General features: G+C 33.7%; 22 protein-coding genes and 1 tRNA gene. 13 read left to right on the forward strand and 10 right to left on the reverse strand.

Translation table 11 applies throughout. The features are described from left to right. Positions 1 to 44: 44 nt before the first annotated feature. From BUC12_RS10415 to BUC12_RS10440, 6 genes are all read right to left on the reverse strand, one after another. Positions 45 to 617, reverse strand: coding sequence for a hypothetical protein (locus tag BUC12_RS10415; protein ID WP_062179322.1), 573 nt, complete (start codon positions 615 to 617; stop codon positions 45 to 47). Between the two features lie 17 nt (positions 618 to 634). Then, entirely contained in the window at positions 635 to 2,119 is a 1,485-nt protein-coding gene (locus tag BUC12_RS10420) for a replicative DNA helicase (RefSeq protein WP_062179325.1), read from the reverse strand. Next, on the reverse strand, positions 2,064 to 2,894 hold the full coding sequence (locus BUC12_RS20355; protein ID WP_070808579.1) for a DUF4373 domain-containing protein: 831 nt from the start codon (positions 2,892 to 2,894) through the stop codon (positions 2,064 to 2,066). Before BUC12_RS20355 ends, BUC12_RS10420 begins: the two co-directional genes overlap by 56 nt. Positions 2,895 to 3,132: 238 nt before the next feature. After that, a complete protein-coding gene (locus BUC12_RS10430; RefSeq protein ID WP_062179328.1) occupies positions 3,133 to 3,600 on the reverse strand; it encodes an ASCH domain-containing protein in 468 nt (155 codons plus the stop codon). Continuing rightward, positions 3,597 to 4,442 (reverse strand): DNA polymerase III subunit beta, encoded by an 846-nt coding sequence (locus BUC12_RS10435; protein ID WP_062179331.1) that lies wholly within the window; start codon positions 4,440 to 4,442, stop codon positions 3,597 to 3,599. Before BUC12_RS10435 ends, BUC12_RS10430 begins: the two co-directional genes overlap by 4 nt. A 310-nt stretch (positions 4,443 to 4,752) precedes the next feature. Then, positions 4,753 to 4,825, reverse strand: a tRNA-Lys gene (locus BUC12_RS10440). 173 nt (positions 4,826 to 4,998) lie between these two features. On the opposite strand from BUC12_RS10440, the gene mutY reads away from it, so the two are divergent. Together mutY and BUC12_RS10450 are read left to right on the forward strand one after the other, a co-directional pair. Beyond that, entirely contained in the window at positions 4,999 to 6,081 is a 1,083-nt protein-coding gene (mutY, locus tag BUC12_RS10445) for an A/G-specific adenine glycosylase (protein ID WP_062179334.1), read from the forward strand. 229 nt (positions 6,082 to 6,310) lie between these two features. Beyond that, complete coding sequence (locus BUC12_RS10450; RefSeq protein WP_062179337.1) at positions 6,311 to 7,855, forward strand: site-specific integrase; 1,545 nt, start codon at positions 6,311 to 6,313, stop codon at positions 7,853 to 7,855. Between the two features lie 147 nt (positions 7,856 to 8,002). Here BUC12_RS10450 and BUC12_RS10455 read toward each other — a convergent pair whose 3' ends face one another. Next, positions 8,003 to 9,640, reverse strand: a complete 1,638-nt coding sequence (locus BUC12_RS10455) for a hypothetical protein (protein ID WP_062179340.1) — start codon at positions 9,638 to 9,640, stop codon at positions 8,003 to 8,005. Positions 9,641 to 9,718: 78 nt separating this feature from the next. On the opposite strand from BUC12_RS10455, the gene BUC12_RS10460 reads away from it, so the two are divergent. Both BUC12_RS10460 and BUC12_RS10465 read left to right on the forward strand, forming a co-directional pair. Beyond that, complete coding sequence (locus BUC12_RS10460; RefSeq protein WP_062179343.1) at positions 9,719 to 9,922, forward strand: NUMOD3 domain-containing DNA-binding protein; 204 nt, start codon at positions 9,719 to 9,721, stop codon at positions 9,920 to 9,922. Between the two features lie 64 nt (positions 9,923 to 9,986). After that, positions 9,987 to 10,217, forward strand: coding sequence for a hypothetical protein (locus tag BUC12_RS10465; RefSeq protein ID WP_062179346.1), 231 nt, complete (start codon positions 9,987 to 9,989; stop codon positions 10,215 to 10,217). A 197-nt stretch (positions 10,218 to 10,414) separates the two neighbouring features. Here the strand turns inward: BUC12_RS10465 and BUC12_RS10470 are convergent, their stop codons facing one another. Continuing rightward, entirely contained in the window at positions 10,415 to 11,332 is a 918-nt protein-coding gene (locus BUC12_RS10470; protein ID WP_062179349.1) for a hypothetical protein, read from the reverse strand. 58 nt (positions 11,333 to 11,390) lie between these two features. After that, positions 11,391 to 12,725 (reverse strand): hypothetical protein, encoded by a 1,335-nt coding sequence (locus tag BUC12_RS10475; RefSeq protein ID WP_062179352.1) that lies wholly within the window; start codon positions 12,723 to 12,725, stop codon positions 11,391 to 11,393. A gap of 601 nt (positions 12,726 to 13,326) precedes the next feature. Between BUC12_RS10475 and BUC12_RS10480 the strand changes: the two genes are divergently transcribed. Next, positions 13,327 to 13,959: a recombinase family protein gene (locus BUC12_RS10480; RefSeq protein ID WP_062179356.1), complete on the forward strand. Its 633-nt coding sequence runs from the start codon at positions 13,327 to 13,329 to the stop codon at positions 13,957 to 13,959. A gap of 5 nt (positions 13,960 to 13,964) precedes the next feature. Here the strand turns inward: BUC12_RS10480 and BUC12_RS10485 are convergent, their stop codons facing one another. Then, positions 13,965 to 16,067: a hypothetical protein gene (locus tag BUC12_RS10485; RefSeq protein WP_062179359.1), complete on the reverse strand. Its 2,103-nt coding sequence runs from the start codon at positions 16,065 to 16,067 to the stop codon at positions 13,965 to 13,967. A 178-nt stretch (positions 16,068 to 16,245) separates the two neighbouring features. Between BUC12_RS10485 and BUC12_RS10490 the strand changes: the two genes are divergently transcribed. From BUC12_RS10490 to BUC12_RS10525, 8 genes are all read left to right on the forward strand, one after another. Next, on the forward strand, positions 16,246 to 16,746 hold the full coding sequence (locus BUC12_RS10490; RefSeq protein WP_062179361.1) for a low molecular weight protein-tyrosine-phosphatase: 501 nt from the start codon (positions 16,246 to 16,248) through the stop codon (positions 16,744 to 16,746). A 15-nt stretch (positions 16,747 to 16,761) separates the two neighbouring features. Next, complete coding sequence (locus BUC12_RS10495) at positions 16,762 to 17,667, forward strand: EamA family transporter (protein ID WP_062179365.1); 906 nt, start codon at positions 16,762 to 16,764, stop codon at positions 17,665 to 17,667. A 106-nt stretch (positions 17,668 to 17,773) separates the two neighbouring features. Next, entirely contained in the window at positions 17,774 to 18,205 is a 432-nt protein-coding gene (dut, locus tag BUC12_RS10500) for a dUTP diphosphatase (protein WP_062179367.1), read from the forward strand. Between the two features lie 22 nt (positions 18,206 to 18,227). After that, positions 18,228 to 19,976 carry a tetratricopeptide repeat protein gene (locus BUC12_RS10505; RefSeq protein WP_062179370.1) on the forward strand — a complete coding sequence of 583 codons (1,749 nt, stop codon included), beginning with the start codon at positions 18,228 to 18,230 and terminating at the stop codon, positions 19,974 to 19,976. Positions 19,977 to 19,984: 8 nt separating this feature from the next. Next, positions 19,985 to 20,839, forward strand: a complete 855-nt coding sequence (locus BUC12_RS10510) for a DUF4292 domain-containing protein (RefSeq protein WP_062179373.1) — start codon at positions 19,985 to 19,987, stop codon at positions 20,837 to 20,839. Beyond that, positions 20,836 to 22,215 carry a murein hydrolase activator EnvC family protein gene (locus BUC12_RS10515; protein ID WP_062179376.1) on the forward strand — a complete coding sequence of 460 codons (1,380 nt, stop codon included), beginning with the start codon at positions 20,836 to 20,838 and terminating at the stop codon, positions 22,213 to 22,215. The genes BUC12_RS10510 and BUC12_RS10515 overlap by 4 nt, the downstream gene beginning before the upstream one ends. Then, the gene (locus BUC12_RS20360; protein ID WP_070808580.1) at positions 22,200 to 23,099 is read left to right on the forward strand and encodes a WxcM-like domain-containing protein; all 900 of its coding nucleotides are present in this window, start codon (positions 22,200 to 22,202) and stop codon (positions 23,097 to 23,099) included. The genes BUC12_RS10515 and BUC12_RS20360 overlap by 16 nt, the downstream gene beginning before the upstream one ends. Then, positions 23,074 to 24,015 (forward strand): GNAT family N-acetyltransferase, encoded by a 942-nt coding sequence (locus tag BUC12_RS10525; RefSeq protein ID WP_062179379.1) that lies wholly within the window; start codon positions 23,074 to 23,076, stop codon positions 24,013 to 24,015. The genes BUC12_RS20360 and BUC12_RS10525 overlap by 26 nt, the downstream gene beginning before the upstream one ends. The last annotated feature ends 5 nt before the right edge of the window (positions 24,016 to 24,020 follow it).

The raw sequence follows: 24,020 nt of genomic DNA on the forward strand, positions 1-24,020 counted from the left end.
TCCTATTCACTGTTATATTATATTCTTCATTAGTCGATTATATCTCAAAATAACTCTCTATTATTCAACTTGTTTTTGATTAATTCGAGTACTCCATTGTAAATATCATACAGCTCTTTCTTGTCTTCAGATCCTTCCCATTCCGAGAACTTATTACATTCGAAGAACTTCCAAGAGAATACTCTCCTGGCTTTATCCGATAATTGAAGATTGTCGAAAATCTCTCTTACCTTTTGCATCTGTATGAGAATATCACCTGATTTGTCCTGCTCTATGTCTTCATCATCGATCAGATCTAATCTTTGAATATCAACATTAGAATCTAAAGGAATAGGTTTGTACTTGTGCCTGTAAGGTGAGGTAGGGGATTGTATGTTTAATTTTATCATTTGCAAGACAAAGAAATCTAATTCCCGGTACTGGCCCTTCTTGGATTCATACAGTTTTAGCATATATTGCTCATTGGTCTCGCATTTCTCAATCAACATTATCAGTACTTCATTCAGTACATCGATGGCTTCATCATCCATACCGGAATGGGTACAGTGATATAGAGCATAATCGAGCCAACGATCATACCGTTCGGATATATATTTATTTATAATTTGATTTGCCATCTTTACTTACTTCAATATTAAAAAGGTGTATCTTCTGATTCATTCAAAAAATCCTGATTGGGAGCAATAACAGGAGGAATATATTCATCTGCAGATGCTTGATTGACTCCGTTATCCCAAATCTTCTTATATCTTTTGTCATGATGAAATATAACAGGCTGGTTACGCGCTCCTTCTCTATATTTTGATATTATTAGTTTTCCTCTGCCTTTCCATGGAACACCTTTGCTGTCTTGTACATCGGGGTTGTAATAGTCAGGCTTATGGATGAAGAGTACAATGTCAGCATCCTGTTCGATATCTCCAGATTCACGTAAGTCGTCTAATTGGGGTTCTCTTACTGCCATACCTTTTTGCGGTCGGTTCAACTGAGAAAGCAAGATGATTGGGATATCCAATTCCTTTGCCAGATTCTTTAGTTCACCTGTGATATATCCGATCTCCAGCTGTCTGGATTGAAATTTAAGATTAGTACGTATTAAGCCCAAATAATCAATAACCATCAGTTTTAATTTACCTTTACGGTACATGCGACGCGCTTCAGACTTGATATTATTCAGATAGCGGATATTGTGACTATCTGCAATATTCATCTTTAAGTTCCACAGTTGCCCGACCCGTTCATCGATTGCAGACCATTCTTCATGGCTCATTTGTCCTGATTTCAAATGCTTTTCATTTATCCGATCGTCCTCAAGTAGATACCTGTTGACCAGCTGTGTCCTTTTCATCTCAATAGTGACAAACAAAACATCTTTATCTGCTGCAGCTGCTGCTTTAGCGAAAGCCAATGCATGCTGAGTTTTACCCATTGAAGGCCTAGCTCCGATGATTATCAGATCAGGAGAAGACCATCCTCCGGCAAAAATCTCATCAAGAGTATTAAGACCTGTAGTTACAGATAGCATTATGCCCTTTTCTCTCAACTCTTGAGTCTTTGATGCCTTTTCCATTGATTCTGTTAATACTTCACCCATGGGCACCGATTGGCAGCTACTTGAACTGGAAACGAGTTCCGTTAGAGACTTCTCCAGTTCCTCAATTGTTTCTTCTACATCCTGAGTCTCATCGAAAGCCATTGCTGTTATTTCTGATGTAATACGGATCAGGTTTCGGGCTCTTGCTTTCTGACTGATTATTTGGGAATGAAAAACTATATGGGCAGCTGATGCGACTTTATCTGTGAGCTGGGCAATGTATACCGGGCCTCCGATCGCATCAAGATCTCCAGACTTACGTAATTCTTCTACTACAGTAAGCATATCTACAGGCTTATGACTCATTGACAACTGCATGATCGCTTTGTATACTGTTTTATTTGATTCGACATAGAAGTCTTCCGAAATCAGTATATTCTCGATATCGAGATAAGCTTTTGAGTCTATCAATAAAGCTCCCAGTACTGCTTCTTCAAGTTCTACTGCCTGAGGCTGTAACTTTCCAAGCTCAATCGACGACGGATGGTCCTGCCGGTTGTTGTATTTCTTTTGCTGTTTTGCCATAAATAGGTTCTCTGTTATTCCATGTGCCTAGCCTTAAAGCCAGATCCCATGTTTTTTGTAATTCAAATTTCATTTTGGTCTGGGTTCTATTTGGTTCAGACCAAAAATTAAAAAAAGCACGAATCATATCTTTACCGTATCTCGGAACATATGGAACAAGAGATTGATAAAATTCATCTTTACGTTTTTCTGTAGCAGCTTTAGCTGCGTTAGCTTTCTTGATTTGTTCTTTAGCTTTAGTTTCCTGATCAAGGCGCTTCAATTCTTCTGCTTTCTTTTTACTCTCGATAGAGAGTTTTTCTTTCTCTATTACTGTACTATTATTTCCTTTACTTTGTGTATTATTGTCGGCAGTAATAGAGTTATTGTTATCATTAATTCCGTTATTGCAAACATTAACCAATAAATAAGGAAATACTTCATTTGTCTTTCTTCTCTTTATAGCCTCAAAATATCTGGTCTGAATTCCGACACTTGTTAGAATCTTATCCGAATCAAACAGAGATTGGTCGTAGAACCCCCACTTGACTAAGCGACTCACAATCTGGTCTATTAATTCAGCACTGACACCGGGCAGGTTTTTAAGGAGTTTCATCTTTAGCATCTCATTCCACTGTAAGAAGTACCCATTACGGTATACCGCACACAGCAGCTTTATTGTTGCTATTTCTCCTTTAATCCCGAATTCGCCCGATATCGCACCTATCTTTTCATCTTCGAAGAAATCAATATCGAAAGGGAAATAATCAAGTCCTCTTTTCAATGGTCTTGCCATAGCTTACTCCATTTCTTTAAGTCGTTTTTGTAGATACTCGATGAGTTCTTCAACATCTTGTTTATCTAGCACGATCTGAGTTCAAATTTGGTAATCCTCTAATGTCTCATTACATGTTTGTAAACTCATGCCTGTTTCCATGTTCTCAATTTCTATGGAATCACCGTTATATTCATATTTCAATATTGCTGCCATACTTATAATCTTATTTAAAATCTAACATTGTTTGTTTTCGGTTTCATATCTCCACCCCCTCTCTATTGATATACTCGGTACAATCCCAGAAACTAAGTTTACCTTTTACATCTAGAATAGGTTCATCGAATAGTATAGGATCAGCGACTACCCAATTGTATATGGGCTTAAACCATTCGTTTGTCATTTCATCTTGACCAACTTCTGATTTTTCAGCCCAAATACTCGGATGATTAACAACACAATCAACGAAGCGACATGAACCAATAATCGCGGATAGTTGAACCTTCTCAATTAGATTTATTTTTTTAGACTGTATTAAGTAATTTAGCTGATCAGCCGTAAATACACCTTCATTAAAATATTGTCCAACTGGTTTAGCACTCGCATGAATGAATACACGTTCACCTTTATGCTTTTCAGGTAATGGCCATGTTCTGTTTTCGATTGGTTTTATACCAGCACATAGTAAGTATGCCCAAGGCTGTTTTACTGAAATTGCTATATTCATTTGGTAGCCTCCTTTCCTGATACACAATTAAACCGCTGCAACATTCCTCTAGGTGTGATACGTCGATGAATCATTTCCTGCCTTGTCTTATGAATTCTCTCGTCTGAATAATCAGAAAAGAAGCCATTCCTTTCTTTTTTAGATAGAATACAGTAATAAGGTTCAGCCTTAATGAAGAAATCCGTTCTTGTATATCTTTTTGCACAGTCGGGGCAAATGCAATCAAGTAGAATATCCTTTTTGTTGTTAGGATTGTGCATATTGATAGTTTCATTTATTGAGTCGTCTGCATGTTCTAGTAATGCTAATTTATGACCGTCAGAAGCAACAAAATTGATACGCCCAGCTGATACGTCAAAATATACACCATTCATTACAGGCCTTAACTCATCATTAGCGGAACAAAAGGAAGTTTTTTCAATTCCGTTTAGAAGAACTTTTGCAGAGATCGAAAGTTTGGTTGTATCGTTGGTGCTTTTATCTTTAGGATATTCATCTGGTGCTTTACCAACTAATTCAAATTTGCCCCCTTTGTATTTAACCGTGATACCTAATTTATCGTCAATTATGATCGTAATAGGTTGTTCCGGTAATGTCTTTAATGCTTCTATTATCAATTTAGGTTCAATACAGATAGAAATATTGTTATCTGTTAATATCCCTTCAATTGAAGTATTCATTCTGCCTTGGTAATCGGCAGCCGAAATGTTTACTTTTCCATCTTGGATATTCAATAGAATATTTTCCAATATAGGAAGAGTCGATTTAGGTGAAATGATTTTACTAACCGAAATTAATCGTTTAAGTAGTTCAGAACTTGAAATGGTTATAGTACTTGTCATAATGCCTTTTGTTTTTGAAGGCTACCAGACAAAGTATTTTATAGGAATTCACAAGAAAGTATGAGGGAAATATATAAGCGCAAAAATGCCGAACTCATACTTTCTATGAATTCGGCTCAACTATTCGTTGCAAATATATTCAATAATTTTTCACATACGCAAATTATTATTGAATTATTTTTTTATAATAATTTTGAATGTAAATAAAATACTTCGTCTTCCTATGTGTTTTCCTGAGTACTCTCCTAAGTACATAAAAAAATAAAGCGTGCAAACTATTCATTTACACGCTTATTGCCATCATTAAAAGTGACCCCGGAGAGGCTCGAACTCTCGACCCAATGATTAAGAGTCATTTGCTCTACCAACTGAGCTACGGAGTCTTTCTGCTTTTCTAAAAGCACTACAAAAGTAAAATAAAATATTTATTCAAAGAGGCTTTTTTCAAAAAATTACATATATAAAAACTTCTTGAATATCGATCATTTCTATAAACACAACGTCATTATAAGTATATTTGTAATCTGTTTCAATAACATCAACGAAGTAACTATCTATGAATCAAGATTCACAATTTATAAGCAGAACAATTATAGAATGGTACAATCATCACAAAAGAGATCTGCCCTGGCGTGAAACTAAAGATCCGTATCGAATCTGGATTTCGGAAATAATACTGCAACAGACACGGGTGGTTCAGGGATACGATTATTATATACGGTTTGTAGATACATTTCCCGATATCATTCAATTAGCAGATGCAGACGAAGATCAGGTATTAAAGCTCTGGCAAGGCTTAGGATACTATAGCCGGGCTCGTAACTTACATACAGCGGCTAAGCAAGTTCGCGACAACTTTAAAGGCTCTTTTCCCCGAACGTATGAAGATATTTTATCTTTGAAAGGAGTCGGAGAATATACTGCCGCGGCGATCGGCTCTTTCGCATTCGAGCTTCCTTATGCAGTGGTAGATGGTAATGTATTCCGGGTTTTATCCCGGCTATTTGCCATAGATACTCCGATCGATACATCTACAGGAAAAAAATTGTTTACTGAGCTCGCCAACGAGTTATTAGATACAAAACAACCCGGATTGTACAACCAATCCATAATGGATTTCGGAGCATTACAGTGTGTACCCCAGTCTCCCGATTGCCCTAATTGTCCTTTATCAGACAAATGTATGGCATACGCTCAGGGTAAAGTGAGCAGTTATCCTGTAAAACAAGGAAAGACCAAAGTAAAAGAACGGTTCTTTAATTATTTGGACATTCATTACAAAAACAACACATACATACAAAAACGTACAGCAAATGACATCTGGAAGAATCTATACGAACTTCCTCTTATCGAAACAGGTAGCGAACTTACCTTAGAAGAATTACAGCAAACACAGCCTTTTACGGATATTCTCCAAAACGCAGGTAATATATCTATCCGCCCTGTAAGCTTTACTTTAAAGCATATATTATCACACCGCATTATCTACGCTAAATTCTATAAGATAGATATTACTGATGATACATTGCTTAAGGATAGGTTTATTAAGATAGACAAATCCCAACTGGACAACTACGCAATATCGCGACTTGTCGACAAATATTTCGAGAAACAGGCTAAACCGGATTTATTTCTCTGAGAAATCGTATCTTTGCAGACTCTTTTACTTACAAATTGTCAATAAGATATTATGAAATCAGAAAAATACAAAATACTCTTTGTCTGCCTCGGAAACAAATAATGTTTTTATTTAAATTTATAATAATCTTATTATTAATAATATAAAAATTAGTTACTACATTTGGAATGTAAACCAATTTATATTTTTATTGGTTTTATGTAAACTGCAATGTAAACTAATTTTATATATGAAAGCTACTGTTTCTGCAATTCTTTATACATCCAAAACCTTAGCAAATGGCGAACATCCAATTATGTTGCGAGTGTGTTATAATGGGAAAAGAGCATACAAAAGCATAAAAATATCTTGTCTTTCAAAGGATTGGAATAAAGAGAAAGAAGAAGTCAGGAGCAAACACCCATATAGCAATACACTTAATTCTATTATTAATAAGGAGTTATCTTTATTAAAAGAAGTAGTATTGGATTATGAAAGGACGGAAAAGCCCTATTCAGCAAAAACGCTTGTAGAAGAAATATCTAAACCTCTACCTTCAAGAAAAACTTTGTTAGAATTGATTGATGATAGGGTACAATATTTCAAAATAGAAAAAGGAGAATATAATACCTCAACAGGATATAGAACACTATATAACCTAATCAAGAAATTTTCACCAACCAAAGACTATGAATTATTTGAAATAAATCGGGATTGGTTGCGAGAATTTGAAACTTTTCTGAGAAAAACAAATAAAAGAGATACAAGTATATATAAACACTTCTGTTGCCTAAAAGCATCTATTAATCATGCTATCAATAAAGGATTTATTCTAAAAGATAATAATCCGTTTAATGGCTTTGGACAGAATTTAGATAGGAGAACCAAGAAAAGAGCTTTGTCTCTTGATGAAATGAATTGTTTATTGCATTATTTTACACAAAACTATCGTTGTGTACATTTGGATAATACTTATCAACTTTATTATCAGAACTATGTTTTTCATGAAGGAAAAGCTTTACGACATGATTGTGAACCTGTCCATCCAAGAAGAGATGAAGTAGAAGATTTTGAAGATAAAACAGTTCGGAAATTTTGGAATGACTATTTCAAAAAAGAGGGATATAATAAACTTCATCCTCAACTTGATAGTGAAGGAGTTGCTTTGAGCCTATTTCTCTGTTCCTATATAATGCAAGGCTTAGCCATGATAGATTTAGCAAATCTTCGATGGAGAGACCTTAAATTGCTGTCTATGTTAGATGAAAAGAAGTATTTGCAGGATTATGACCTTCATGGTAAAGATTATGCAGAAGCTCACAAAGTACATAAACACTATTATGAGATTAATCTTTTAAGAAATAAGACGAAGAAACCAACTAAAATAATTGTGGATTTAGATGATTTCAACTCTTTTGCTTGTTTGTTTCTTCCATCGGTCAAAACATATAATGAGAATAATTATATATTTGGTGTTTTCGACATAGGACAGGATGAAGCAACCAAATTTAGTCGGATGACTTATGTTAATTATTTAGTTAACCATAATTTGAAGAAAGCAGCTAAAAGAGCAGGGTTAAGCACTGATATAACCTTTTATTCTGCCCGACATTCCTATGCTTCACAACTATACCATCAGGGAGTTTCTATTAGCCTCATAGCTCAGAATATGGGACGGGATGTTTCGAATATCGAGACCTATCTTAAAGAATTTGATGATAAGCGAATTATAGAAGCGAATAGGAATATTTGGTTTTATGCTACTGCTGATTATCAGAAAATTAAAACTGAATAACCTCATGCCGTACGGACGGGAGGCGTGTATCCATGTAAGCAAAAGCTATTAAACTATGGGGTACTTTTGAACTTGGGTAATGGTCTCTATCGCTCTCTTTAAAAATTTTTGGTTTTAAAAATTTCTAAAAATACAAGTTGAACTATATTAAACTTCATCAACAACAATACCACCATTGTTATAATATATATCTACCTCCCCTTCTTCCAATTTTCTTAATAATTCTTTATCATCAGAATCAGATACAGAAAGATTGTCTGTAAACTTAAATAAATCGCCTTGGTGGGATTTATCCATATCAAGCTGCGTCTTTCTTCGGTTTGGCTCAAAAAACTCAATAGAACAGGTCGGAGATAGGTTATATTCATCATACACTTTCTCTATAACCTTTTCTATATCATCAGGGGTGTATCGATTAACCTTATCTGTATCTAAAATAACAATGGCATCATGTATTGATAAGGCATCACAACCACGCTTTTTGTACAGGTTAGTGAGTATCTTGTGAAAGATATCGCTTTCCAATTTCATCATCTCATGGCTTAGTTTGGTTCTGTCATCATTAGGTTTATGTTCATTTATTATCCTATAAACAGTCGGGTATATCTTTTTGAAGGTCTTTGCAAACTTCTTATGTAAGGTTGTCTTTGATTTGGAGTAAAAAACCTCTCTAAACAAAGTTATCTTTACATCCTTACGTTCCAATCCATCAGCCTTAAAAAGTTCCGTAAAATCATCCCAAAACACACCCATTGAAGTAGAATATATATACTTGATTATGTCTTTGGGTAATTTGTCTAATTTTGCATTTTTGTGATTTTTTATATATCTGTTAATCTGATTAATAGATTTTGTAGTATAATCATATTGATAGTGATATAATATATAATTTATAATATCTTTATTTATAAATTTATAATAATCATAAATAAAATAATTAAACAATAATGGATGTGAATTCTTTATATCAATACTAAATTTAATATTAAGAAAATCTTTAAATGGTTTTGGTGTTGAACTTAATATTGAATAAATTCTATCATTATCATCTATTGATTGAATTCTAAAATCATCATTATTATGTTCTATGTATTTATCTAATATATTGTAATAATAGGCTTTTTGAAAATTACTCATGTATGGGCGAGTATTTATATATTCGGTTGCTTCATTAATATATTTAAATTTTAAATTTTTTAAAATTCTATTATAGCTATCACATAGGTTCTTTTTCTCAATTGGCAATGTATTATAGAATTTAATGTATTCTTTTTCTAACAAATGGTCCATTTCATCCCTATACTTTATCAATGTTAAATGAGTTGTGTAGTATTTTCCAACCCTATTTATATAATCTTTGGTTATTTGATATGCCATTGAATGCCTCCCTATACTATAACGATTATCAACATTAATTATATTCATATATTGAAGTGCATTTATAATCTTTTTATAATCATTTCCCAACACTTTTTGCATAGCAGAAGCATTCAGCCTTGCCCAACCATATTTATTGTTAATACATCGTTTACATAGAATATGTATAAGGAATTCTATTTTCTTTTTTAATTTATCTTCGTCTTTATCTATCAGATTATCTTTTAATTCATTTCGTTTAATATCTTCTTTGAGAAAAGACATTTGAATAGGTGTTGGATTATTCGGGATATGAATTTCTTGTTTATAGTTGACTTCTCTAAACTTTTTCAAAACCTGATTCATATCAAGCTCCTTTATGTAAAATAGAATAATCTTACCGTCTTTTTCTTTATATGTTTTTGCCATGGTATAGGTGTTTTTCCAAATTGTATAATATTTATATTATATATAAATATAGTTTAATATAGTACAAAATTAAAAATAATGATAATAATAATTACAGAAGACATGGCAAAACGTTTATTTCGTGAGGCATCAGAGGCAACTAAAACTTTGATGTCCATCAAAAAACAGGGCTGTAACAACCCTAATTATGGTAAAAAAAGGAGTGAAGAAACACGCAAAAAAATTAGTAATTCGTTAAAAATGGCATGGGAAAATATTCCAAATAAACCTTCTAATGAGTGATTTATATAGATATTCCTAAAAATTAATTATATTTGTCTCAATAATAATTTATTAATATAGTATTATGGCAAATTTAATGAAGAAGGATAAAATAATTGAGCAATCAATTAAGCATAAAAAAGAGGATAGAATACATATTATAACAAGTATTCTTCAATCATTATCAGAAGAAGATAACAATAATAAACTTCAAGTTGAAATTGATATTTTGAAAAAAGAATTGGATTTATATAAGAAAAATTCTTCTAAAATTATACGTGAATATGTAAATAATGAGTTGAAAAAGCAAGAATAATTTAAGCAACTTGACACGTACGGCAATGTGTTCCGAATTGTATATTATTCTCTATTTTAACATACTCAATTAATAGCTAATATATTAAGTAAATGTTAGTGCAAAAAATAGATTATCTTACGTGCGTTCGCTTTAAAAAGATTATAAAAAAAATAAAAGGTTGTTCTTCAAACAACCTTTTTAATTAGATATTTTATTTATGGTATATATAAATCGGATAATTTAAGCCATCCTTTTGTCGTATTGCCTTCCATATTCACATATTCAACATAAGCAAACCCATTTTCTTCTTTTAATATATTTACTAAATCATTTTCAACCAAATATGTTTTTTGTACACTTTCTTTATTTGGCTCAGAATGAAAATATGTTTTTTTATCAACAAATCTTGTAGTAATTTCTTTACTATTATCTTCTTGCGGAGTACTATTTATCAACTCTTTACTAATGCTATTCTCATTATTATCTTTTCTAAATGAATATCCATTACCAATGCTGATTAGCTTATCATAGCTATTCAAGTGCATAGTTATATTTTCATTTCCTAATGTTGCATAAAGTTCACTATCTTTAATAAAATATGTACCCTCAATGCCTTTCAACTTTAATGTATTATTATCTCTAATTGTAAGATTAATTATACCCATTCCATCAATATAAGCAGACCAATTTCCTAAAATCCAATTATATAATGAAGTTGTTTCTTTATTGATATTTGATTGAGGTTTATTTTCCTGATTATTAGCATTTGTTTGAGTATCTGTAATCTTTGTATATGGTGTACCATCATGTTTTGCTTTTTCATTGTCGTAGCCATCATAAACATATCCATCTCTTAAAAATAGTACATCTCCTCTCAATGTTTCTACTTTTATTCCATTATGATAATAATCCCAACTACCTCCCCATTCTTGCCATCCATTATCAATAGTCATCTTTATAGTTTTATCTTCATATAATTTCAGTTTAATATTAAGCGGTTTTAAGGCACTCAATTTAGCATTAAAGGAATAATATCCATTAGTAGGGTTAGAAGAACTATTACCACTATTAGAGCAAGAGTAATTGATTAATAACATCAATATAATAATTAAAATAAGTTTTAAATTTTTCATATTATTAATGATTAATTATAGATAAAAATATAGATTATTTTTTGTGATAGCAGTTAAATTATTCATTGATAAAATCTTTTATAGGAATAATCATTTTAGATTGATGTGTATTAGTATGGATATTCAAGATTAATTTTTCATCATCAATCGTCCATTCTCTTTTAGTAACATTTTTCAAAAATCTATTATAATCAATGGTATTATAAACACCATTACCAATAAATGATATTTGTTTAATTTCATTGTTTTTTCCTTTTTTAGCTAATAGCATAGATAATGCATCTTCTTTTGCTTCAATAGAAAAATCATCACTATTTAATTGAATTTTAAAACTATCATTGAAATTTATATCTAATACTCCCTGTTTTTTGTAATATTTTTCACCTGTATTAATATTCCATACCTCTATCTTACTTTCTGATAGTTTGACATCTGTATATTTCAACTTATCTGCATTAAGATTTATATATCCATTTTCTAAATCTATTGCGTCAGTCCATGACATTGTATTTTTTGATAAATCAAAATTAAATCTTCCTTTATAATATGCATGTTTCCCGATAAAATCAAGATACATAATTTGATTATTCAATAGAGTATATTGCCACCACATATAATTTGGTCTTTGGATTGTATCAGAAAATTGTTTATTGTCATCTTTATATTGTATAATAATAGGGCTTTTGTCATTCATGACATAATCATAGAAATCGTATGCATATTTGCTTATATTATATTCTTTATAGCTATTAGGGACTTGTTTTAATATTCCTTTGATTTTAATTATATTATTGCTATTACTGTTAGTATTACTACTATATCCAAATAATATATTCATTGTCGATTTTGGATTATATGTAGATGAAGCTCCATTGGGCTTTTCATCAAATGAGAATACTATTTGTTCAAATCTTTCTTTATTAAAATCAATAGTATCTAATTTAATTATAGGTTTTTCAGGTTCTTGGGGATTATTCGGTTCTTTGGATTCAGGTTTAAAATAATCAGGTTTTATAATACCCTTTATTTTGTTTTGCTTATTGTCGTAAATGTAAATCTCTTTATTTTCTGATGTATATAATAATGGCTTAATTACATTATCAATACCAATATATGATTTATCAATATATACCTTATATGTATGCCTTTTATATTGATAATAATATTCTCCATCCTCAATAGCGATATTACTCCATACATCAACATTTTTATCATCAACAAAATGATACGCAATATCTTCAATCATAAAGAATTTATCTTTAATGCAGTTTTGTATAATAGTAGTTTCATTAGTTTGTATATTATCTTCATCATCAGAGTCAGAACTACAAGAATTAAACAGTAGTAAGCATAGTGCAATAAACACAAAGAATAAAGAATTAATCTTTTTCATAAATTGAGAATTAGTTATTTATAATGTTAAAATTTATTCTACACAAAATAGATATAATGCTAAATGGTATATATTTAGCATTATTCTATTATGGATATGGTAAATGTTTGTAATTAAAAATGAATGTATAAGGTCTTATTATATTTATGAATATAATAGATATGAAAGGTAGTAATAGGCATAAATAAATTGTTCCCATAAAAAAGTGCATAACACCGATGCTATTAATCTTCAGGAACCACTACGAACCCTCTACCAACAGACACCGATGTATGCACCCTATCGGTACATACATCACATCTGCTCTGAGGGTAGAATCCTTAAATGTAGTGGTTTTGAAGATTCCCAAAGCTTTTACGACATACGTTATAAATCTAAGAAGTAGCTAAATACAACAACACCTTGCCTTTTAGCTAATACAAAGATAAAAATTATTCTTTAATAATGTATTTTGTTATCAATCCATGAGTGTTATCAAATAAATCTACAATTCATTAATGATTACATCTTTAACTGTCATCATTTTTATTAAAGAATATTTTGATAACACAAAAAGGACCCGTACATTTGTATTAGTAATATAATACTAATTGATACAGATATGAAAACAGCCGTAATTTTCGCTCGTGTAAGTTCTTCAACTGACAGACAAAATACAGACCGCCAAATAAACGACCTTACCAACTATGCAAACAAAAACGACTTCGAGATAGTAAAGGTTTTTACAGAACATATATCAGGGGCGAAGAAAAATGAGGAACGCACCATATTGATGGAGTGTATAGATTTTTGTATCTCTGAAAAAATATCCACTTTGCTCTGTTCGGAGCTTTCACGCATTGGACGTTCAACTTTACAGGTGTTGAAAACATTGGAAGCTTTACACGAAAATGGTGTGAATGTTTACGTGCAAAATTTATCTATCAATACACTTACAGAAGACAAACAAATCAACCCAATCGCATCAATCATTTTGACTGTAATGGCTGAAATGTCGAATATCGAACGCCAAAACATTCAATATCGCCTAAATTCGGGACGGGCAACTTATATTGCCAATGGGGGCAAACTTGGACGCAAAAAAGGCTCTATCAAAACAACAGAACAAAAAAAGCAAGAATATTCAGAAGTTATATACTTACTTAAACGTGGTTATTCTGTTCGGAATATTGCTAAACTGACAGGCTTTGGAAGTGCGACTGTGCAAAGAGTGAAAAAAGAGTTTTCCATATAGAAAACTTATATTGTAATTTTTTGTTCTTTAATTTTATTTTCAATAATATTATTTATCCTATCTACAAATTTGCCACCTGTATTGGATATCATATAATGGTCTTTTCTTAAAGCACGACTTACTTCAATGTCTTCTTTTACCAAGTCTCTTTCCTGCAATTTTGACAGAAGAATCTTTACTGACAATTCGCTTCGGTCAAGAGAATTGGAAATTTTAGATATAGTTACAGATTTATTTATTGTTCGCAAATAATCCAACAAAATAAATTCATCAAAAGTAGTTTTTTGTATATTTTTGTTTTCAATAAGTTTAAGCCTGTCTTTAATTTCTTCATTTGAAATAACAACCTCGCACCTTGTTATAATATCATTTTCTAAACAAGTCGGGCATTTCATATTATAACTTTTTAAAGTATTATGCATTTTATATGGAAATTCATGCCCTTGTGAACATTTAATGACTTGTGTTTTATTAAAATAATCAAGAACAAGAATATTCATATTGAATCGAGGTAAAGCAAAATAATTAATCAACTTCTCTGTATATGCTCGATTAAAATTAATATTGTGTCTTTTGCATAAGCCAAAATCCAACGAATAGATAGTAGACAATTCATCATTTTTGTCTTTGGTACAATTATAGGTAGACAAAAAACCATTTAATTCCAAATTGCTTAATAAATGGTTTAGATTAGTATTAATAATAAAATGATTCCCAGGCTTCCCTTTCATTCTAGTTCTATATGCAGTAGAAATATTGAGTTTTTGTCTTTCTATTATCTTAAAAAGTAACTCAAACTGATGTTCATTCGATATTTTATCGTTAAAAGGTTTTGTCACAAAATTATTTGCAATAAAATATTTCAAAACCACATCATTATAATAGCGTAAAGCTGCATTCTCAACAGCATCTCTATTGATTTTAACTCCATGAATAAGGCATGATTCATAACAATATGAGAGTATATATCCTATTTTTCTTGGATTATTAAATGAAACACTAAAAAGTAAATCAACTAACTCACCTTTACTAATTGAAAAAAAAGTATCCCATTTTTGAAAAGAAAAGAAAAGATTAAATCTTTTAGTTATTAGTCTGTCTGTATAATCTAGTGCTAAAAGTTCCATTTTTGAAATATCAACTTTTTTCTCAAAAGTATAATATGCATCAAAAAAGTCCAGAGAAATTTCATCTATTTTAGAGTTATCTAATTTCCCATAATAAAAACGATGCGGATATATAGCAATCTTGAATTTAACAAAGTCAGCAGAGAGATTATTTAATGGGGCAATGAACCAATCCATAAATATTCTTTGAGCCTCTTCATTAATCTCAGAGTAGTCGTCTAAAAATATATATAAATGGTCAATTTGTAATGCCTCTTTTATCCTCAATAAATTGTCTATAAGGCAAGCTCGTATATCTAAATATGTAATAAGTTTCGATTCAAATTCTTTTTTTAAGAAACCATTAGAAGTTTCTTTACTTCCCACTGATAAACTAGGATTCTTGGAAATTTCTACATTACAACTAAACTCTTCACCATCTTTTTGTTCTTGAGTATTTTTGTATGAAGTCACAAGAGAAATATTTACTTTTTTGATAACATCTATAATGGATTCCTCTATGTTGTTTAAAACATTTTCTATTTCTTGAATCTTTTCATATTCAAATCCCAATATTTTTTGAAGAATAGATTGTTTTACAAAATCGTCAAGTTTAGCTTTGGTTTCAAGTACTATCAATTTGATTAGATGGCTATATAATAGGCATTTATGCGTTTCGTCCGATGAGAATTTAGGTATCTCATCAGAAATTGTAGGTGTTGAGTTATCATATAAAGATTTAACATCTATATATAGTGAGATACATTTCTTGTTCTCGATTAAGTCTTTTTGTGATTTTTGAAAAATCGTAGATTTTCCTGTCCCTTTCCTTCCAACAAGAAGCGTTGTTCTAGGTAAATTTAATTTATTGATAATTGCATTACTAGGAAGTAAATCTGTATAAATATCATCAACATTTTTATCTTTAATAAAATCCTCTACCCTTGCTCTTCGAACTAACTTTAACGATTCAGCGAACTGTAAAAATATTTCTTTATCCATCGATATACAATCTGTTTTTTTAACAAGTGGCAAAGATAACAATGAAATTGATATTTAACATGTTTTAGTTAAGTAAGATTAAATAAACATGACAAAGTATTTCAAAATAATAGGGTATATTTGTAATAGTGGATTACATATTATGTAAACCACATAGTAAACCAAAAATAATATATAAATGCAAAATATTGATAATCAGAAAAATTATAAAGTCCTCTTTGTCTGCCTCGGGAACATATGTAGGTCTCGGGCCGGAGAAGGAATTATGAAGAAAATCATATCTGATCATCATATGTCTGACCGGATTGAAGTAGACTCTGCCGGAACATCAGGATATCATAACGGAGACTTGCCTGACAGAAGAATGCGAAACCATGGAAGCCATAGGGGTTATGATTTCGACTCACTCTCCCGTAAGTTCACCGAAGACGATTTCGATAATTTTGATCTTATCATTGCTATGGACGACAGTAACTATAGTAATATTATACGACTGAGCCCCGATTTAGAATCACAAAAGAAAGTTCGTCGTATGGTCGACTTCTCCCAAAAATATACTTACGATCATATACCCGACCCTTATTATTCCGGAGCCGATGGTTTCGAACTGGTACTTGATCTACTTGAAGATGCCTGTGACGGGCTGTTTAACGATTTGAAAGAAAAACACATTATTTAATTTAAATAAACAAACATGAATAGCAAGATAATAAAAGGTATAATCATAGTTGCTATAGGATCGGCATGCTATGGTGTGCTTGCTGTCCTTGTAAAATTAGGAGGAAAAGAAGGTTATTCAACCGGCGAACTTACTTTCGCCCAAGCCTTTGTCGGATTTCTGGCTCTGTTGGTCATGAATGTAGTGAGGAATATAGCAAAGCCGACTGCCCTAGCCCGCAGATTACCCGGCAAAATGAAATGGAAACTTATTTTAGGAGGAATACCGTTTGGGCTTACAAGCTCATTTTATTATATGTCTCTCAATTACACATCGGTTTCGGTATGTATTGTCATGTTAATGCAATCGGTATGGATAGGTTCGGTAATCGACTTTTTTGTTAATAAAACCAAGCCTACCACTAACAAGATGATAGCAATAGTTGTCATACTTATCGGTACAGTTTTAGCAACCAATCTATTAGCCTCCGATATCACCCTCGATTGGAGAGGAGTAGCCTGGGGTTTGATGGCCGCCCTGTCATACTCGTGCAGCCTGTTAGTCGCTAACAATATAGCATCTTCCTACCCTCCATTAAGCCGCAGTTTGTATATGCTTATAGGATCGGTATCTATTGTAACTATTATCTGGGGATACTCGTTATATAACCAATTCGATATCAATGTCCTTTGGAGATGGGGTATTATCATTGCCTTGTTCGGAACAGTACTGCCTCCGCTCTTATTTACCAAAGGGATGCCCATTGTAGGTGTAGGCCTGGGCAGCATACTGGCATCTATAGAATTACCCGTATCGGTAACTATGGCACGGGTGGTTTTGGGTGAAGAGATAAGTATTATGCAATGGGGTGGCATAGTTTTAATCATTGCAGCGGTAGTAATAATGAATATTTCCTATTTTAAGCCTGCTAAATCTCATTAAACGTTAAGATTTTTGTTTTTTCGGTTATCTTTGATAAAGAAATAATTAATTTCGCAGGAAATAAGTTTCCGGACTTTTTGATTATAATGACTTAGATAAAAAAACGATGAACGTCAGGATTATAAATAAATCACGCCACGCACTACCCGAATACGCAACCGAATATTCCGCAGGATTAGATTTAAGAGCCAATATCAATGCTGATATAACACTCCAACCTCTCGAAAGAGCATTGGTTCCCACCGGTTTATACATTGAATTACCGCAAGGGTACGAAGCACAAATACGTCCACGCAGCGGATTGGCTTTAAAGCATGGACTGACTGTCTTAAACTCACCCGGAACAATCGATGCCGATTACAGAGGTGAAATTTGTGTAATCTTAGTCAACCTTTCTAACCAAGCTTTTGTTATTAAAGACGGAGAACGGATTTGTCAAATGGTTGTAGCTGCCCATGCACGTGTAGAATGGTCAGAAACCGACAGTCTGGATGAAACCGAACGTGGTGCAGGAGGTTTTGGTCATACTGGAAAATAACCGTCTCAACAAACTGACTTTTATGCAAAAAAACAAAATTTCGATATATCTGCTATTTGCTTTCTTATCCGGAGTAATCAGTATTTCAGCCCAGTCCAATACTCCCGATCGGTTATCGACCGAAGATCGCCGGAAATTCGATAATTATTTTTATGATGCAATGACTGCCAAGTCACTGGAACAGTACTCTGCTGCATACGACTATTTACAATACTGTATGCGGATAGACTCTACAAACGCGAATGTATTGTTTGAAATGGGTAATTTCTTCAATTCTCTGAAAAACAAAGACGAATCTTACAGATATTATAAGAAAGCAGTACAATACAGCCCCGATAATTATTTTTATAATATGGCGCTGGCAGGAAGTTCTATCGAACAGCAAGACTTTAAAACAGCTGCTGCTATTTATCAAAAGCTGATAAAAGATAATCCGATGAAGGTAGAACTTTATATGTACCTGTCGGAAGTATATCGCTTCGACGGAGATTTCAATAAATCAATCGAGGCACTGAATGACCTTGAGCGGACAATGGGTATGAATGAAAAATTCACACTCCAAAAGTTTAAACTCTACTCGGCTCTCAATGATAAGAAAAAGGCCTATGCCGAAGTACAAAAATACATTGATAAGAACCCTAACGACATCAGATACTACGTTTTATTAGGGAATCTTTATATGCAGGACGGGAAGAACAAAGAAGCTCTGGCTTCATTCAACAAGGCAAAAACGATAGATGCCGATGATCCTTTCCTTATTACCTCCATGGCAAATTATTACCAGACCACAGGAGATCAGGAGACCGCCGAAAAGGAATTAATGTCATCCCTATTCAATCCTAAAATGGATGTTGATACCAAGCTTAGTATTCTGACTCAATACATAACCATCTTACAGCAGAATAAGCAAGATCTGGAACAGGCAAATAAAATACTGGATTCGTTGATGGTGGAATATCCTCAGGAAGCCCAATTCAACTTGTTATACGGAAACCTGCTAATGGTTGAAAACAGGAAAAAAGAGGCCAACTTCCAGTACCGCATTTATGCGGAATCAGATCCTACTAACCCGACGGGATGGGAACAACTTTTGCAATCGACCGACCTGGATAGTATTGACGAATTGATAAGTGTTTGTAAATCGGCAATTTCTTATTTGCCCGAAGAACCGCTTTTCTACTTCTACCAATCAATCGGCGAATTCCAGAAGAAAGAATACAGGCAAGCACTGGAAACGATCAATAAAGGAATTGAATTTGCCGATCCGTCGAACGCTAACTTGTTGTCTGAGTTTCATAGCCAGAGAGGAAACATATATCACGAGCTGGACAAAGAGGACAGTACTTTTATCGATTACGAAGTAGCCCTTAAATACAATCCGCAGAATCTGGGTGTACTTAATAACTACAGCTATTACCTATCCATTAAAGGGAAAGACCTTTCGAGGGCAGAGAGTATGAGCAGTATTACTATTAAGGCTGAACCGACAAACCCTACTTACCTCGACACTTACGGATGGGTTCTGTTTGTGCAGGGAGCATATACAACTGCAAAGATCTATCTCGAAAGTGCCGTAAAATACAGCGAAGAGAAAGAAAAAGACATATCTTCCGAAGTTCTCGAACATTACGGAGATGTGTTGTATATGACCGATGAAAAAGAGAAAGCACTCGAATATTGGGAAAAAGCCAAAGAAAAAGGGTCAGACTCAAAAACTCTGGACAAGAAAATTGAAACAAAAACATATATAGCTGAATCTGCTAATAAATAATTATATAAATGAATACTCGCAGCCAAACATCTTTCGCTTACAAATCCTTACTTATACTTGCCTTGTTTGTAGCCTTTGTTGGTTGTAAGAGCAAGAAAAATATTATATCCACCGACGGTTCCGTAGTTTCTAAAACTCAGGAACAATTGCTGGATGATGCGCTGGCTGCCCAGATTGACTATACTACAATTAGCGGAAAAGTAGCACTTGAGCTAATTACCGGGAATCAGACTTCGGGAATGAAGGTCAACAGCCAGATTAAACTGATTAAAGACAAGGAAATACAATTATCACTTCGGGCACCATTTATCAACTCCGAAGTTTTCAGAGTCAATATAACTCCCGATTCGGTATACGTGATCGACCGGTTATCAAAAAAATATGCAGTAGAAAGTATCCATAATCTGGAAAAACAAAAGAATATCCAGTTCAACTACAACAATATGCAGGCATTGTTTACCAATGCTCTATTTATTCCGGGAAAGAATACCATAGAGAAAAAAGACTATGACTCATATACCATAACCATGCAAGGAGGTTTGTATTATCTGCTAACAAGCGACCGGAAAGGCTTTCAGTACCATTTTTCGGTAGATGCCAACGACCGTGTATCATCTACCAAGATAACAAGTCCCGACAATAATTATGCGTTATCATGGAACTATAGCGACTTTGTCAAAGAAAGCGGTTTTATATATCCATCTTCCATGCAGGCCAGTGTAAATATTAAGAAGAAACAAGTGAAATTAAATATGTCATACTCTTCTCTGGAGTTTAACAAAAGTCTGACTATCGACAGGAGCCTTCCATCTAAATACGAAAAAGTTTCAATCTTAGATATTCTCAAAAACTATATAAAATGAGAACGTTGGTTCTGTCTGTAATATTATTATTTTCTACCCTATCTGTTTTTGCCCAGACAAATCAAATTAAAGAACTGGAAAAAAAACGGAAATTAGCTTTGCGCGAAATAGAAAACACCACATTGCTACTGGACCAAACTAAAAAGAGTACCTCTACCCTGCTTAACAGAATCAGTATGTTATCAGAGCAGATCAACTCACGGCAGCAGGTAATATCTCTTCTAGGGCAGGAAATTAATGCTATAACCAAGCAGCAGACCATCACCGAAGGTGAAATAAAAGATCTTGAAATCAAACTGAAAGATCAACAAAAATCGTACGCCAAAGCAATGGAAAGTGTAGTACTGAAAAAGCAGGGGATGAATAAACTGCTTTTCATTCTTTCCGGAAAATCATTAAGCGAATCATTGCGGAGGATGAAATATCTGAAAGACTATTCTGACTGGCGCAATCAGCAAATTATAGACATACGGGAAAAGCAAGAAACTTTGAGGGAAAAGAGAGAAAGCCTCCAGAAATCAAAAGCCGATAAATTAGCTTTGCTGTCATCCCGCGAGATAGAACAATCAAACCTTCAAAAGGAAGAAGAAACGCATAAAAAAGAGGTAGACGATGCCGGAAAAAAGCAGAAAGAGCTACAGGACATATTAAGTACAAAACAAAAACAGGCTGACAATCTGAATGCCCAGATAGAGAAGCTTATTGCACAAGAAGTAGCCCGTCAGGAACGGGAAGCCCGTCGTTTGGCAAAAGAAAAAGCCCGCAGGGAAGCTGCTGCAAAACGAAAAGCCGAAGCTGAAGCTAAACGAAAAGCAGCTTCAGAGAAAAGTACAGCCACTACAACAAAACCGGAGACCAAAACAGAATCGAGAACCGAACCGGATAAGGATACCAGTGTACCCGAAGTGGAAGAAGTAAGTACATCGACTAAAGTCGTAGTAACTAAGGAAAACTTTGCCCTCTCATCAAATTTTGCCGCCAATAAAGGAAAACTACCTGTGCCGGTTACCGGAACATATAGTATTGTTGGCCGTTTCGGAACGCATCAGCACAGTAAATTCAGGGTAACAACCAATAACGGAGGTATCGACATACAAGCCAAGGCTGGTGCACAGGCCAGAGCGGTATTCGGTGGGGAAGTTACACGTGTAGTAGCCTTTCCGGGTTACAATAATTGCATTATCGTACGCCATGGCGGATATTATACATTTTACGGAAATATACAGCAGATAAGTGTTAAACAAGGGCAAAAGGTTACAGCCGGACAGGCTTTAGGCCAGATATATACGGATTCGGATACAGGCAGTTCACAGCTTCACTTCCAGCTTTGGCAGGGAACCACCAAACTAAATCCTGAGCCATGGCTAAAGAGATAAAAATAACCGAATATCTACTGGATCTTCCTAAAAAAGAAGATTCAAGGGGTAATCTTTCATTTCTGGAAGAAGGCGGACAGATTCCTTTCAAAATAGCCCGTGTATACTGGATATATGATGTTCCGGGAGGACAGAAACGGGGTAGCCACGCATTCAAAAACCAGCATGAGATCATAATTGCCCTGTCGGGTAGCTTCGATGTCACCCTCAACGATGGAAAAGAAAACCGACAGTATCATCTCAACCGTTCCCACAAAGCACTTTATGTTCCGCCTAAAATGTGGCGTTGTATAGATAACTTCGCAACAAACTCGGTATGCTTAGTTATATCATCCGGAAAATACGATGAATCCGAATATATCAGAAACTTTAAGTCTTTCAAAAAATACATCAAAGACGATCATGAAGTTTCGGAGATACCCCAACCTGATATTTTGATTCAACACCGGGAACTTCAGTATAACAATTCCAAAGACTGTGAGATTATAGACTTACCGGTAATACGCAACAGAGCCGGCAATCTGACTCCGATACACAACTCGGTTGATATTCCATTCAATGTAAAACGGATATTCTTTGTATATGATATCCCCTTCGGAAAAAAACGGGGGATGCATGCTCATAAACATTGCCATGAGTTCATAGTCGCAGCATCAGGAAGTTTTGATGTAGAAATCGATGATGGCAGAGAAAAAAGAGTCGTAAATATGAATCGTCCTATGCAAGGAATTCATATATTGCCGGGTATCTGGACCAAAGAATTTAATTATTCATCGGGGGCAATTTGCCTTGTTCTTACATCCGAGGTATATACCGAAGAGGATTATATTCGTAAATACAGTGATTATAAGCAGCTTTATGGAAATAACACCAGCAATCTATAATAAAGGACTATATTCTGACTGGAATAACTTTGTGGCTTCTTCGAAAAACAGTACATTCCTTTTCTACAGAGACTTCGTTGAATACCACAAAGATAGGATTACTGATTTTTCTCTCCTTTTTCTCAAAAAAAATAAAATAGTAGCATTACTACCAGCCAATAGAGGTAATGACAGTACTTTATATTCCCATCAGGGGCTAACCTACGGAGGTATAATAACTGATAAATCAATGACTACAGCTCTGATGCTGGACATCTTCGGCTCACTTCGTTTATTCCTTACAACAGAAGGTTTCAAACAGTTTATATACAAACCTATACCACATATATATCATCAGTTTCCGGCAGAAGAAGACCTGTATGCCCTATTCCGTAATAAAGGGGAGTTAATATCCCGTAATATATCGTCATGCATATACAACGGTGCATCAATTAACTACACTGAGCTGAGAAAAAGAGGGATAAAAAAAGCATTAAACATAGGTCTAAGTATATCGGAAAGTAATAACTTTACTATGTTTTGGCAGGTACTCGAAGAAAATCTGATGAAAAGGCATTCTGTGAAACCGGTACACACCTTATCCGAAATTGAATATCTAAAATCGAAGTTCGATAACGAAATAAGGCTATTTGAAGTAAATTACCAAGGTAAAGTTATTGCCGGATGTGTTACTTTCGAGTCTGTGCAGGTAATACATGCTCAATACATCTCTGCGTCTGATGAAGGCAGGCAGCTCGGAGCATTGGATCTGCTCTTCGATTATCTCATCACCCGGGCTAAAACATTAAATAAACATTTTGACTTCGGGACATCAACCGAACAAGGCGGAAATATCCTTAACGAAGGTCTGATTTCGCAAAAAGAAGGTTTCGGGGCGAGAGGCATTGTATACGATACTTATAAAATACAACTATAGATACT

The organism is Indolivaga macrotermitis (assembly GCF_900128985.1).
GTDB classification, from domain to species: domain Bacteria; phylum Bacteroidota; class Bacteroidia; order Bacteroidales; family Dysgonomonadaceae; genus Dysgonomonas_A; species Dysgonomonas_A macrotermitis.